This is a genomic window from Serratia sp. TSA_198.1, from assembly GCF_052686505.1.
The window spans coordinates 1197070-1210128 of sequence record NZ_JBQZFP010000001.1 but is presented as its reverse complement, the minus strand read 5'-3'; the positions used below and the strand labels follow the sequence as shown (position 1 = coordinate 1210128).

Genomic DNA, 13059 nt, shown 5'->3' with positions numbered 1-13059 from the left:
CCTTGCTCCGTTGATCAGAATGTCGTCGGGGTATGGGCGCTGATAATCCGGCAAATCCGCGCCGACGTGTTGCTGAAACTGTGGGGAATGCCGGTGTTGATGGCGTAGCTCTGGCCGGCCAACAGGTGATAGTTCTGCCCGTTGACCTGCAACAGCACTTCGCCTTCCAGCAGGGTGCCTATCTCTTCCCCCTGATGTTTGATGCGTTCGCCGGTAGTGGTGCCCGGCTCGTAGGTTTCGATCATCATCGCCAGCGTGCGGTTGGGGTCGCCGTTGTGGATCAGCTTCATCGACACCCCCTGACTGCCAATCTCGATCAGGTCTTCATGATCGATGACAATCCGCGGCTCATCCGGTTTTTCCGGCTCGGCGAAAAACGCCGATAGCGACAATCCATACACCGTCAGCAGTTTTTGCAGCGTGCTGATGGCCGGGCTGACTTTGTCCTGTTCGATAGTGCTGATGGCGCTGTGGGTTAATCCAGACAGTTCGGCGGCGCGGCGCTGTGACAACCCTAATTGTTGGCGGATCTGCGACAGACGTTTCCCCGGTGCCAAGCTGACATCGCTCATAGGCGTTTTTCCTTTTGGTAGTGCCGGCACGCGGTAATGAAGCCTTCAAACAACAGGCGCGACAGGGCGTACTCCTCACTGTTCCATTCCGGGTGCCATTGCACGCCCAGCGCGAAGGGCTGGTCACGCAGGCTGATCGCCTCCACCAGCCCATCGGCGGCGTGGGCCTCGATGCGAACGTTGGGGCCGAGGGTTTTTGACCCTTGCCCATGCAGTGAGTTGACCCAGAATCTGTTGCAATCCGGTATCAGTTGAGAGAGCAGCCCGCCATCCTGAACGATGACTTCGTGGGCGGGGGCGTATTGTTGATCCAGCGGCAGTTCGTGATCTTCACGGTGTTCGAGCAGTTCGGGCAGCTCAAACAAACGACGATGCAACGTGCCTTGGGTGGCAACCACCATTTCCTGCATGCCGCGGCAAATGGCGAAAAGGGGAATGTGCCTGTCGAGCGCATGGCGGATCAGCGCCAGGCTCAATTCATCTCGCCCGGGATCGGCGTCAGGCTCATCGCCGTTTTCACCATAAAGGTGCGGCTGCACGTTACTGGGGCTGCCGGGCAGCAAAATGCCATCGAGGTGCGGCAGCAATTCCTCCAGCAGTGTGGGCTCCGCCAGCGCGTGCGGCAGGGCGATCGGCAATCCTCCGGCGGTGATGACTGCATTCAGGTACTTTTCTTGCAAGGTCTGAGTGAGATGCTCGTTTAACCTATACCTGCACATCACTACGCCGACCATTGGTCTGTTAAATATATTGCCCATGCTATCCCCTTGGGTTGTTCGAAATTATGAACGATAAACTTCGTTAGTGCCGTTTTCGTTCAATATTTTATAAATCTAGCAGTCAAATGGGCAATATTCAAACTCAAATTAACACTTGCAAAACAATTTTGTTGCAACTATGTTTCATTGGTGGGCATTATATTGAACGCGATGGTCAAAAAACATCGACGGCAATAAGTGTGAGAACCACTGACAAAAACATAAATGGCGGGTGAATCATGCAGACCAACATAGTAGAAGTGGAAAACTTTGTTCAGCACAACGAAGAAAGGCGAAGTAGCGCGTTCCAGCGTGAAGTGAAGAAGTACCTGGAACGTTATCCATTGACTCAGCACGTTGACGTTCTGCTGACCGATCTCAACGGCAGCTTCCGCGGCAAACGCATACCTGTCGGTGGCCTGAGCAAGCTGGAGAAGGGATGTTACTTCCCGGCGTCGGTGTTCGCGATGGATATTCTCGGTAACGTAGTAGAAGAAGCCGGGCTGGGGCAGGAACTGGGTGAGCCGGATCATATCTGTGTCCCGGTGCCGGGCACGCTGACGCCGTCGGCGGCGGATCCGCAATATATCGGCCAGGTACTGCTCACCATGCTGGATGAAGATGGTACTCCCTTTGACGTTGAACCGCGTAATGTGCTGAACCGAGTGTGGCAGCGTTTGCGTCAGCGCGGGCTTTCCCCCGTAGTAGCGGTAGAGTTGGAGTTCTATCTCATCGATCGCCAGCGCGACTCAGAAGGCTATCTTCAGCCGCCCTGTGCGCCGGGCACTCAAGAGCGCAATACCCAGAGCCAGGTGTATTCCGTCGACAACCTTAATCACTTCGCCGACGTGCTGAGCGACATCGACGAGCTGGCGCGTTTGCAAGGCATCCCGGCGGACGGCGCGGTGGCGGAAGCCTCACCCGGCCAGTTTGAGGTAAACCTGCATCATACCGACAACGTTCTGCAGGCCTGCGACCATGCGCTGGCTTTAAAGCGCCTGATCCGCATGGTGGCGGAAAACCACAACATGCACGCCACCTTTATGGCCAAGCCGTATGAAGAACACGCCGGCAGCGGCATGCATGTGCATATCAGCATGCTCGACAAGCAGGGCAACAACGTATTAGCCGATGACGACGGCGAAGATTCCGCGCTGCTGAAGCAGGCGCTGGCGGGGATGATCACCCTGATGCCTTCTTCTATTGCGCTGCTGGCACCCAACGTTAACGCCTATCGCCGCTTCCAGCCGGGCATGTACGTACCGACCCAGGCTTCCTGGGGCCATAACAACCGCACCGTGGCGCTGCGCATCCCCTGCGGCGATCGCGACAATCACCGTGTGGAGTACCGCGTGGCCGGCGCCGATGCCAACCCTTATCTGGTGATGGCGACCATTCTGGCGGGGATTGTTTACGGGCTGGAAACGCCGTTGCCGCTGCAAGAGCCGGTGACCGGCAACGGATTGGAGCAGGAAGGACTGGCGTTCCCCATCCGCCAGAGCGATGCGCTGTACGAATTCGAGCATCAGCCGGTGCTGAATGCGCTGCTCGGCGAAAGGTTCAGCCATGTTTATCTGGCCTGTAAAACGGATGAGATGGTGCAGTTCGAGCGCCTGATCACCGAAACCGAAATCGAGTGGATGCTGAAAAACGCCTGACCCCGCTCCCGAACTTACCGCGCGCGTCTGGCGCATTCCGCCGGCTATCCTGTGGCCTGCGAAGCTGCGCGCAGCGGTACAGCATTTCTTCCATCTGGGCGTACAGGACGCCGGCGAGGAAATAATCATGACAGCCATTACCCTTCCGTCAGTCAGCGCGGACGCGTGTCCGTGCCGCAGTGAATACGGGCCATCCGCAGGCCTTAACTATCGATTTTCCCACCGCCCGAGCAGCAGTTTCCCCGCGGCCTCTCTGAATGACGTTAAACGGTTACCGGCAGAGGACAACGAGGGGAAGCGCTATGACGATTAATGCCACTGACTGTAACCCGGCGGCCAAGCCGCAGCTGCGCAAGACCCTTAAACTGTGGCAAGTGGTGATGATGGGCCTGGCGTATCTGACGCCGATGACGGTGTTCGATACCTTCGGCATCGTGTCCGGCGTCACCGACGGCCATGTGCCTTCCGCCTACCTGTTTGCGCTGGCCGGGGTGCTGTTTACCGCCATCAGCTACGGTAAGCTGGTTCGCCAGTTTCCGACCGCCGGCTCTGCTTACACCTACGCGCAGAAAGCGATCAACCCGCACGTCGGTTTTTTGGTCGGCTGGTCCTCGCTGTTGGATTACCTGTTCCTGCCGATGATCAACACGCTGTTGGCGAAGATTTACCTGACCGCGCTGTTCCCCGAAGTCCCTCCCTGGATTTGGGTAGTGGGATTTGTGATTATCATGACGGCCATTAACCTGAAAAGCGTCAATCTGGTGGCCAACTTCAATACGTTGTTCGTACTGGCCCAGGTGGCGATTATTCTGGTGTTTATCTACCTGGTGGTACACGGCCTGCGCAACGGCGAAGGGGTAGGAAAGGTATGGAGTTTGCAGCCGTTTATCAGCGAGAATGCGCATCTGTTGCCGATTATCACCGGTGCCACCATTCTGTGCTTCTCGTTCCTCGGTTTTGATGCGGTCACCACCCTGTGTGAAGAAACGCCCAATGCCGCCAAGGTGATCCCGCGTGCAATTTTCCTGACCGCGCTTTACGGCGGGGTGATCTTTATCAGCGTGTCGTTCTTTATCCAGCTGTTTTTCCCTTCCATTCAGCGTTTTCATCAACCGGATGCGGCGCTGCCGGAAATCGCGCTGTACGTGGGCGGCAAGCTGTTCCAGGCTATCTTCCTGTGCACCACCTTCATCAACACGCTGGCCTCCGGCCTGGCCTCGCACGCCAGCGTTTCGCGGCTGCTGTACGTGATGGGGCGCGATAACGTGTTCCCGGAAAAATTCTTCGGCTATATCCACCCGAAATGGCGCACGCCGGCATTGAACGTGCTGATGGTCGGGCTGGTGGCACTGTCCGCGCTGTCTTTTGATCTGGTCACCGCCACGGCGCTGATCAACTTCGGCGCGTTGGTGGCCTTCACCTTCGTTAATCTGTCGGTTATCAGCCATTTCTTTATTCGCGAGGGGCGCAACAAAAGCTGGAAGGACCGTTTCAACTACCTGATCCTGCCGCTGATTGGCGCGTTGACGGTGGCGGTGCTGTGGTTGAACCTGGAAAAAAGTTCGCTGACCATGGGGCTGATCTGGGCGGCGCTGGGCTTTGCGTATCTGGTGTACCTCACCCGGCGTTTTCGCCAGCCACCGCCGCAGTTTGAGCGGCAGCCGCAGCAATAACGAAATCAGGCGGGTTTTCCCGCCTTTCTTTTTCTGCCGCCCGGCAGTAGAGTGAAAATCCCGATAAAAAATAACCTATTGGATCGTCTTCATGTTTTCTTTATCCGCCCAGCATAAAGCCACGTTGTTCGGTTTATTGGCGATCCTGCTGTGGAGCAGCGTCGTTGGTCTGATCCGCAGCGTCAGCGAAGGGCTGGGGCCGATTGGCGGTGCGGCGATGATCTACAGCGTCAGCGCAGCGTTTTTGCTGCTGGTGCTGCGTTTGCCGAATTTGCGCCATTTTCCCCGTCTTTATCTGATCCTCGGCAGCCTGCTGTTTGTCAGCTATGAGATCTGCCTGTCGCTATCGCTGGGGTATGCCAATACCCGGTTGCAGGCGATAGAAGTGGGGATGATCAACTATCTCTGGCCCTGTTTTACCGTGCTGATGGCGCTGGTGTTTAACGGGCAAAAAGCCAAATGGTGGCTGTTGCCCGGCTTGCTGTTGTCGCTGTTCGGCATTGGCTGGATCATGAGCGGCGAGGGCGGATGGTCGCCGGCGCAGATGCTGGAGAATGTGCGCAGTAACCCGCTGAGTTATTCGCTGGCTTTCAGCGGCGCAGTGATTTGGGCGCTGTATTGCAACCTGACAAAAAAAATTGCGCAGGGCAGCAACGGCGTGGTGCTGTTTATTACGCTGACCGCCGTGGCGCTGTGGCTGAAATATGCCTTCAGCACCGAAAGCGGCATGCAGTTCACCTGGCCGGTGACCCTGACGTTGCTGTGTGCCGGCGCGGCGATGGGTGCCGGTTACGCGGCGTGGAACGTCGGCATTTTGCACGGCAACATGACACTGCTGGCGACGGTATCCTATTTTACGCCGGTGCTGTCGGCGGTATTTGCCGCGCTGGTGCTCGATACTTCACTGAGGGTCAGTTTCTGGCAGGGGGTGGTGATGGTCACGCTCGGCTCGCTGATCTGCTGGCAGGCAACCCGAGGAAAGTAACGGAAATTTTCAGTCGGCCCTGGGATAGTGGGCTAGAATTTAACTATCGATTGTGCCTGAAGGAACATAAAAATGAGAGACGATATCCAATTCATTCAGCAGCCAGTGATTGACGATGAAAACTATATGCGCGGTGATACGGTGCGTCTGACCACCGCTAATTTGCGTCATGAATATCAGCTTGATGTCAGCATTCTGCGCCGGGAAGGCAAGTTGATTTTCGGCTCCGTGGTTGCCGCTGCGCCGAAGGTGGACATTCCCCCTAAAGAGTGGGAGGTGGCTCCGGGGCAGGAAGTGGTTTTCCGCCAGGAAAATATTGCCAAAGCGGTGCCGAGCGTGCGTTGAGTTTTCAACGGCCACCTGACCCGCTTTCCACTCATCTCTTTCTGCAGCCGGCCGTCTTGAGCCGGCTTTTTTTGGCCTAAAAATGACATCCGCACTCATTTTGGCTGTCGTGCATAATTGGCACAAAAACTGCTTTATAAATCACCGAGCATGACAAAAATCACATCGATCGTGAATTTGCATGAAACATAATTTGACAAATGTGAACGCAATCGATTACCTATTCGCGAAATGCATAACTGGATCACAGATTATTACACTCAGTGATTTCTATAATGCGCGCGTCGCCCGAGAAGTTTGTCAGCGGGGCAACGCCAGGTGTCGTCAGACTCATTGTCATCTTTTCTAACGGGCAGGAAATGGCCCTTTAAGCATGTGGTAATAAAAATGAAAAAAATAGCTCTAGCAGCAGGTGTATTGCTCGCCGCGTCGTACAGTGCATCTTCAATGGCTGATAGCAAAGACAGCGAATTCGTCTCGGATTGGTGGCACCAGAGCGTTAACGTGGTGGGGAGCTACCACACCCGTTTCGGACCTCAGCTGAACAACGATCTGTATCTTGAATATGAAGCCTTCGCCAAAAAAGATTGGTTCGATTTCTATGGCTACGTCGACGTGCCTAAATTCTTCGGTGTCGGCAACACGCCGGATCGTGGGATTTGGGACAAGGGCTCACCGCTGTTTATGGAGATCGAGCCGCGCTTCTCCATCGACAAGCTGACCGGCACAGATCTGAGCTTTGGGCCGTTCAAAGAATGGTACTTCGCCAACAACTACATCTATGATCTGGGCCACAACGCCGATGGCCGCCAGAATACCTGGTACATGGGCCTGGGTACGGACATCGATACCGGCCTGCCGATGAGCCTGTCGATGAACATCTATGCCAAATACCAGTGGGAAAACTACCAGGCTGCCAATGAGAACAGCTGGGATGGTTATCGCTTCAAGGTGAAATATTTTGTGCCGTTGACACAGGTGTGGGGCGGCAACCTGAGCTACATCGGTTTCACCAACTTTGACTTCGGTTCCGATCTGGGCAAAGACAGCAACTGGACCGACGGCACCGGCAAACAGGTTCGCACCAGCAACTCGATCGCTTCCAGCCACATTCTGGCGCTGAACTACGATCACTGGCACTACTCGTTTGTGGCCCGTTACTTCCATAACGGCGGCCAGTGGCAAGATGGCTCGGAGATTGGTACGCCGCAGGGGCCAATTAAATCTACAGGCTGGGCCTATTACCTTGTGGCCGGTTATAACTTCTGATTTTCCGTGGTATCAGAAACAGAAAACCCCGCTTTGCGGGGTTTTTTTTGTCATCACTGCGCTTGTTCACCGGGTAAATGTCTCACCGGCATAAATAATCGTCCTTTGATTACATGGCATTCATTATCGATCCAATGGATGATTTGTTCACGGCTCACGCCTTCGGATTGCGCGTAGCGGTGAAGATCGCCATTAAAGTGCTGAGTGATGTATTCCATGAGGGTCATTTGCATGTCTTTTGCTCCTGAACGCCCACCCGTTGCCAACTGGCCACCGCGGGAGGTTAAGGTTTCTCAGACGCTGAATTTAAAGTATTGGCTACCAAATCTCAACATAAAGCACCGGGTTGGTGCGACAGGCGTCAAATTTAGCAGAAAAAAGAATCCCGCACGGAGAGGCGGGAAGCATTCAGTTTATCATTCTGGACGATAAAATAAGATTTGAGGTGCGACGAAAAAGAGCAGACTAACTCTTTTTGTTACCTTTCCAAAGTACTGGAAGACTTATTTTGCCGCAAGAAAAATATTGTCGCCAAATTCGGTTTTTTCGAATAGTTTTGCGCAGGAATAATCTTTCATCACTTTCCTTACTCTTGCTTGCCCGCCCGCCTTTTCGGTGCCCGCAATCTCGGAGTTTTCCTCATCCTTTATGGGGGAAATTACCGCTATAGTTTATGTAATACCCCAAGCAGGAAGTCATAACATGAACAAAAGTCGTACTACACTCACGGCGCTGGCACTGATTGTCTCGCTGGGTCTGTCTTCTGCGCCAGTGTTCGCCGATAAGGGCGGTAATGGCAATGGAAACGGCGGCGGGCACGGTAATAGTCAAGGCAACGGTGGCGGTAATGGTCACGGCAACAGCGGCAAAGGCAATAGCAGCGATCACGGCAAAGGCAATAAAGACAAGGGCCATAAAGCCAAAGGTGACGAACGCGATCTGGTGTCGGTCAATATCTCCCACGATCGGGTACGTTCGCTGGCGCTGAATTACGGCCTGACCGGCTATCGTTCTCTGCCGCCGGGCATCGCCAAGAACCTGGCACGCGGCAAACCGTTGCCTCCAGGTATCGCCAAGAAAATGGTGCCGTCTTCAATGCTGCGCGATCTGCCGTCCTATCCGGGTTACGAATGGCGCATTGCCGGTAACGATCTGGTGCTGGTGGCGCTGAGCACCGCCATTGTGGCCTCGGTGATTAACGGCGTGTTTGACTAACGCCGGCCTCTTCGGCTCAAAGCCTCGCTTCGGCGGGGCTTTTTTCTTTCCGAGGGAGAGTTGCCTGAGCGGCGGTGACTGTGATGAACTCTGTTTTCTTTATTTGGGCAAACAAAAAGGAAAGGGTTATGTTCAGAGCGTTATTGTTCGTCTGCTGTCTGGCCAGTTTTTCGGCGATGGCAGGCGACGGGGCGCAGCTTGGCGAATTGGTCAACCAGCGTCTGGCCTATATGAAAGACGTCGCCGGTTACAAAGCGCAGCAGCATTTGCCGATCGAGGATCTGGCGCAGGAAGCCAAGGTGCTGGCGAGCACAGAGGCGGAAGCGGGCAGATTAGGGTTGATGCCACGCTCGGTGCGGCCGTTTATTGTGGCGCAGATGGACGCCGCCAAGGCGATTCAGTACCGCTATCGCGCAGACTGGCTGGCGACGCCGGAAAGCGGTTGGCAACCGCGCCCGCTGGACAGCGTGCGGCCGCAGATCGCCGAGCTGAGCAACCGCATTCTGCAACGGCTGGCGCAGCAATTAAAGGCCGGGCCGTTGACGGAACAGGCTCGCGGCGCTTTTGTCAGCGCCATTCGTCAGCCTAATCTCAGCGATGCCGACAAGCAGCGGTTGTTCACCGCCTTGCTGGCAGTCAGGGCCGACAAGGCGGGGTGAGCGGCGTAGCTAATCTCGGCCGGCGCTACTGCGCTGAAAGGTCAGCACCCGGCTGCGGTTGGCGATCAAATCCACGCTGTAGCCGCGAAAGTATAAACAAAAGCGTTTTAGCCACGGGCCGTCGTGGCTTTCCACCAGCATACGGCCGTTGCCGAGTGAGCTGACAGTGCCTGTCTGCGCCGCCGGACCCACGCCGATGTGTACTTGATTGCCGCAAATCTCGAAGGCGGTTCGGTACTGCGGGTGATACCAGAAACCCTGAACGTGTTTCAGGCAGTCGCCGTTGGGGATGACCGGCAGAAAGCTGCGCGCCACGTGGCCCACTTCGCCTTCAACCGCTTCACCGGTCCATTTCAGCCGCATTGGCATATGGGCGGAAAGCGACACCGCGTAGCCGTCGTCGGCTTGATAAAGCGGCTCGCCGGTCCCCAAATAGGTCACATTGCCGTCTTCCACCTCCAGCCAGTAAGGCTCGGCCACCGTAGCGTAAATGCCGTCGGGAATGGCGGTGCTGCGCTGCGGCAACGCCTCATCGAGCAGGGCGGCCATCACCTGTAGCACCATGCCAAAGCTGTCGCAATCCTCGCGGTTGGCCACCAGCGCTACCCCAGCCTGCCGATCGGGGGCCAGCAGGAAATAGCTTTTGTAACCGGCGTGTGAGCCGCCGTGGCCCAGCAACCTATAGGTGCCGAGCGGGTTTTGCGCCAGCCCCAGACCGTAAGCGCTGAGCTGGCCCTGATTGAGCCGCCGTGGGGCGCTGAGCTGCGCCAACACGCCGTGGCCCGGGCCTTCATCCGCCAGCAGCGTTTGCAGCCAGCAAGTGAGGGCATTGGCGCTGCCGGTCAGGCTGCCGGAGGCGGACAGATGCAGGCCGGCGCTGGCCAGTTGCCAACCTTGCGCGGAACGCCAGTAGCCGGGTACCAGCCCAGGCACCACGTCAAACCAGCTTTCCGGCGCCCGCAGCTGAACCTGCAGCGGCTGGGCAATATGCTGTTGCACCAGTTGATCGAAATCGTAGCCTTTGGCTTTCAACGCTGCTTCAACCAGCCGGTATCCGGTATTGGTGTAGGCGACTTCGTTGCCGGCCGGATAATTGAGTTCACGCAACCCCTGCAGGAACTGCATCACCGGTTGCGCATCGCTGCGGGTATGCACCGAGATGCCGAGCAGCCCCAGGGTTTCACGTACGTCGGGCAGTCCGCTGGTCATGTCCAGCGCCTGGCCGACGGTCACGTCCGCCAGCGGAACATGTAGCTCAGGCAGCAAATCGCCGAGGCGATCGCGCAGATTGAGGGCGTTGCCGGTGGCGTTCAGCGCCAGCGCGGCGAAAATATGCTTGGTGATTGAGGCATAGCGCACCACGCTGTCGGCGGTAAAAGGGGTGTTTTGCGCCAGATCGGCCAGGCCGGCGCTGGCGGTCGCCCGTATCTGCCCGGCGTCGAACAGGGTCATTGCCCCGCCGGGTTCGCCATAGGTGCGCCAATTCGCCAACAGCCGATCGGCAACGGCCTGTGCGGCACGCCAGTTTAACGGGGTTTCAGACATGGTAGCCTCCAGAGTAGGTCATCAATTTGGGCCTTGCGCCGCGCACCCCGATCCCGTAGCCGCCTGGGGTGCCGGGGGAGAGGTTTACGGGAGTTTATGCCCAGGCAATCGCCGGGCTTTTCGGCAGATTGTGGCGTACCGCGCGATCCCTATGCCGCTGTTTTGTGCGTTGTCCGACCAGATACAAAGGTTTTCACTAAAACTGCGATGCAGTGCGCAAATTGAAGCCGGGGAAGGAAAGGAGGCATGATTTATGCCGAAAAATCAGGAGGCAAGGTGATGCCGGGGCAAGATAGGCAGGCCCCGGCTTGGCATAGGCTGTGGGTTAACGCGGTTGCCCGCAAGCCAGCAGGCTGTCGATCATTTGTTTCAGCAGGCGCTGCAAAGCGGCCGCACGCTGCGGCTCGAAGGCAAAGGGATACTGTTCGGACATGTAGTTCACCTGCGCCAGCTCCAGTTGAATCGCATGTTGCTGTTGCTGCGGCTGACCATAAGCACGGGTGATGTACCCGCCTTTAAAGCGGCCGTTAAGCACATGCGTGAACTGCTGTTGCTGTTCGCAGCAGGCCACCAGGCGATCGCTCAGCGCCGGGGCGCAGCTTTCGCCGCCGTTGGTGCCCAGATTGAGATCCGGCAGCTTGCCGTCGAACAATCGTGGGATCACCGAGGCGATGGAGTGCGCATCGAACAGCAGCGCGTAGCCGTGCTTGGCTTTCAGTCGCGTCAGTTCATCCTGCAATTGCTGGTGGTAGGGCTGCCAGATTTGCTGTAAATAGCCGGCACGCTCTTCGTCCGACGGCGCTTTACCCGGCAAAAAGCTCGGGCGGCCGTCAAACAGCACGTCAGGGTACAGGCCGGTGGTGGCGGTGGTGTACAGCGGCTTATCGTCCGCCGGGCGGTTCAGATCGATGACAAAACGCGAGTAGTTGCCGATCAGCACGCTGGCACCCATAGTGCGGGCAAACTCATACAGCTGCGGGATATGCCAGTCGGTATCGGGCAGTGGCCGCGCCTCTTCGGTCAAACCGGCTTCGACCGCCGGCGTCAATCGGGTGCCGGCATGGGGAATGCTGATCAGCAGCGGCAGGCTGCCGGCCTGGAAATCATAGGGATCGCGAATGGTCATTGACGTACTTCTCCTCGGAAAATCACCGTACAGGGCAGTTGTCCGCCCAACCAGTAAGCCAGTTCAGCCGGCCGGGAAAGCGGCCAGTGCACAAAATCCGCCACCTTGCCGGTTTCCAGCGTGCCGTGGCTGTCCTGCAGGCCCAGCGCTTTGGCCGCGTGAACCGTGACGCCTGCCAGCGCTTCTTCCGGCGTAAGGCGGAACAGCGTGCAGGCCATGTTGATCATCAGGCGCAGCGACAGCGCCGGGGAAGTGCCCGGGTTGGCGTCGCTGGCGATCGCCATTGCCACCCGGTGCTTGCGGAACAGATCCACCGGCGGGCACTGGGTTTCGCGCAGCAAGTAATAAGCGCCTGGCAGCAACACTGCAACGGTGCCGGCATCGCCCATCGCCCGGGCATCTTGCTCGGTGGCATATTCCAGGTGATCGGCGGAGAGTGCATGGTGATGCGCAGCCAACTCGCTGCCGCCGAGGGCGGAAAGCTGTTCGGCGTGCAGCTTCACCGGCAGGCCGGCGGCCTCGGCGGCGGCGAACACCCGCTCAACCTGCGCCGGTGAGAACGCCAGATGCTCGCAGAAGGCGTCGACCGCGTCCGCCAGCCCGGCGGCGGCGGCCTGAGGAATAATGGTGTTGCACACCAGATCGATATAATCGTCGGCGCGATTGGCGTATTCCGGCGGCAGCGCGTGGGCCGCCAGACAGGTGGTTTTCACCTCTACCGGCAGCATGTCGCCAAGCCGGCGCGCCACGCGCAGCATTTTCAGTTCGCTTTCCGGCGTCAGCCCGTAACCGGACTTGATCTCCACGCAGGTCACGCCTTCCGCCAATAGCGGCCGCAAACGGAACAGCGCTTGCTCGAGCAGCGCTTCTTCGTCGGCGTCGCGGGTGGCTTTGACCGTGGAAATGATGCCGCCGCCTTGGGCGGCGATCTCGGCATAACTCACGCCGTTCAGGCGCTGTTCGAATTCGCCGCTGCGGTTGCCGCCGAACACCAGATGGGTATGGCAGTCGACAAAGCCCGGCGTGATGATGCCGCCGTCGAATTTCACCCTTTCATCGGCGATCAGCCCCGCAGGCAGCGCGGCATATTCGCCCACCCAGACGATTTTGCCTGCGCGCACGGCGATCGCGCCATCGCTGAGGGTGTGATACTTACCGTCGCGCATGGTGACGATGTCGGCCCCGTGCCACAGGCTGTCGCAGTGAATCTCAGACGTCATTGCTTTCCTCCGCCGGAGCCTTGGCTCCCACATG

At 57.5% G+C, this 13059-nt stretch carries 13 protein-coding genes; 7 read left to right on the top strand and 6 right to left on the bottom strand.

The genetic code is table 11. From position 1 onward, the window contains the following. Positions 1-14: 14 nt before the first annotated feature. Together puuR and puuD are read right to left on the bottom strand one after the other, a co-directional pair. On the bottom strand, positions 15-572 hold the full coding sequence (gene puuR / locus ACUTSW_RS05690; RefSeq protein ID WP_063197723.1) for an HTH-type transcriptional regulator PuuR: 558 nt from the start codon (positions 570-572) through the stop codon (positions 15-17). After that, complete coding sequence (gene puuD, locus ACUTSW_RS05685) at positions 569-1330, bottom strand: gamma-glutamyl-gamma-aminobutyrate hydrolase (RefSeq protein WP_241920875.1); 762 nt, start codon at positions 1328-1330, stop codon at positions 569-571. The genes puuR and puuD overlap by 4 nt, the downstream gene beginning before the upstream one ends. Before the next feature lie 239 nt (positions 1331-1569). Between puuD and ACUTSW_RS05680 the strand changes: the two genes are divergently transcribed. The 5 genes from ACUTSW_RS05680 (at position 1570) to ACUTSW_RS05660 (ending at position 7260) form a co-directional block, all read left to right on the top strand. Next, positions 1570-2988 carry a glutamine synthetase family protein gene (locus ACUTSW_RS05680; protein WP_445583905.1) on the top strand — a complete coding sequence of 473 codons (1419 nt, stop codon included), beginning with the start codon at positions 1570-1572 and terminating at the stop codon, positions 2986-2988. A gap of 302 nt (positions 2989-3290) precedes the next feature. Further along, on the top strand, positions 3291-4661 hold the full coding sequence (locus ACUTSW_RS05675) for an APC family permease (RefSeq protein ID WP_004943379.1): 1371 nt from the start codon (positions 3291-3293) through the stop codon (positions 4659-4661). 91 nt (positions 4662-4752) lie between these two features. After that, positions 4753-5646: an aromatic amino acid DMT transporter YddG gene (yddG, locus tag ACUTSW_RS05670; protein ID WP_062870576.1), complete on the top strand. Its 894-nt coding sequence runs from the start codon at positions 4753-4755 to the stop codon at positions 5644-5646. A 72-nt stretch (positions 5647-5718) separates the two neighbouring features. Then, positions 5719-5991, top strand: a complete 273-nt coding sequence (locus tag ACUTSW_RS05665; protein ID WP_020438887.1) for a hypothetical protein — start codon at positions 5719-5721, stop codon at positions 5989-5991. A gap of 387 nt (positions 5992-6378) precedes the next feature. After that, a complete protein-coding gene (locus ACUTSW_RS05660) occupies positions 6379-7260 on the top strand; it encodes a nucleoside-specific channel-forming protein Tsx (RefSeq protein ID WP_197912724.1) in 882 nt (293 codons plus the stop codon). 53 nt (positions 7261-7313) lie between these two features. On the opposite strand, the gene ACUTSW_RS05655 is transcribed toward ACUTSW_RS05660, so the two are convergent. Continuing rightward, positions 7314-7493 (bottom strand): hypothetical protein, encoded by a 180-nt coding sequence (locus ACUTSW_RS05655; RefSeq protein ID WP_006324851.1) that lies wholly within the window; start codon positions 7491-7493, stop codon positions 7314-7316. Positions 7494-7962: 469 nt separating this feature from the next. Between ACUTSW_RS05655 and ACUTSW_RS05650 the strand changes: the two genes are divergently transcribed. Both ACUTSW_RS05650 and ACUTSW_RS05645 read left to right on the top strand, forming a co-directional pair. Continuing rightward, on the top strand, positions 7963-8475 hold the full coding sequence (locus ACUTSW_RS05650) for an anti-virulence regulator CigR family protein (RefSeq protein ID WP_062870578.1): 513 nt from the start codon (positions 7963-7965) through the stop codon (positions 8473-8475). A 128-nt stretch (positions 8476-8603) separates the two neighbouring features. Next, a complete protein-coding gene (locus tag ACUTSW_RS05645; protein ID WP_445583904.1) occupies positions 8604-9134 on the top strand; it encodes a chorismate mutase in 531 nt (176 codons plus the stop codon). 9 nt (positions 9135-9143) lie between these two features. Here the strand turns inward: ACUTSW_RS05645 and ACUTSW_RS05640 are convergent, their stop codons facing one another. The 3 genes from ACUTSW_RS05640 to hutI all read right to left on the bottom strand — a co-directional run bounded on the left by ACUTSW_RS05640 (position 9144) and on the right by hutI (position 13025). Further along, positions 9144-10679: a serine hydrolase domain-containing protein gene (locus ACUTSW_RS05640; protein WP_445583903.1), complete on the bottom strand. Its 1536-nt coding sequence runs from the start codon at positions 10677-10679 to the stop codon at positions 9144-9146. A 325-nt stretch (positions 10680-11004) separates the two neighbouring features. Further along, positions 11005-11805 (bottom strand): N-formylglutamate deformylase, encoded by an 801-nt coding sequence (hutG, locus tag ACUTSW_RS05635; protein WP_445583902.1) that lies wholly within the window; start codon positions 11803-11805, stop codon positions 11005-11007. Then, positions 11802-13025: an imidazolonepropionase gene (gene hutI / locus ACUTSW_RS05630; protein ID WP_004943404.1), complete on the bottom strand. Its 1224-nt coding sequence runs from the start codon at positions 13023-13025 to the stop codon at positions 11802-11804. The genes hutG and hutI overlap by 4 nt, the downstream gene beginning before the upstream one ends. Positions 13026-13059 lie beyond the last annotated feature (34 nt).

Coding starts and splice junctions, on each gene's coding strand:
- ACUTSW_RS05645 (WP_445583904.1), top strand. CDS start 8,604: ATGTTCAGAGCGTTATTGTTCGTCTGCTGTCTGGCCAGTTTTTCGGCG.
- ACUTSW_RS05650 (WP_062870578.1), top strand. CDS start 7,963: ATGAACAAAAGTCGTACTACACTCACGGCGCTGGCACTGATTGTCTCG.
- ACUTSW_RS05675 (WP_004943379.1), top strand. CDS start 3,291: ATGACGATTAATGCCACTGACTGTAACCCGGCGGCCAAGCCGCAGCTG.
- hutI (WP_004943404.1), bottom strand. CDS start 13,025: ATGACGTCTGAGATTCACTGCGACAGCCTGTGGCACGGGGCCGACATC.
- ACUTSW_RS05665 (WP_020438887.1), top strand. CDS start 5,719: ATGAGAGACGATATCCAATTCATTCAGCAGCCAGTGATTGACGATGAA.
- yddG (WP_062870576.1), top strand. CDS start 4,753: ATGTTTTCTTTATCCGCCCAGCATAAAGCCACGTTGTTCGGTTTATTG.
- ACUTSW_RS05680 (WP_445583905.1), top strand. CDS start 1,570: ATGCAGACCAACATAGTAGAAGTGGAAAACTTTGTTCAGCACAACGAA.
- ACUTSW_RS05640 (WP_445583903.1), bottom strand. CDS start 10,679: ATGTCTGAAACCCCGTTAAACTGGCGTGCCGCACAGGCCGTTGCCGAT.
- hutG (WP_445583902.1), bottom strand. CDS start 11,805: ATGACCATTCGCGATCCCTATGATTTCCAGGCCGGCAGCCTGCCGCTG.
- ACUTSW_RS05660 (WP_197912724.1), top strand. CDS start 6,379: ATGAAAAAAATAGCTCTAGCAGCAGGTGTATTGCTCGCCGCGTCGTAC.
- ACUTSW_RS05655 (WP_006324851.1), bottom strand. CDS start 7,493: ATGCAAATGACCCTCATGGAATACATCACTCAGCACTTTAATGGCGAT.
- puuR (WP_063197723.1), bottom strand. CDS start 572: ATGAGCGATGTCAGCTTGGCACCGGGGAAACGTCTGTCGCAGATCCGC.
- puuD (WP_241920875.1), bottom strand. CDS start 1,330: ATGGGCAATATATTTAACAGACCAATGGTCGGCGTAGTGATGTGCAGG.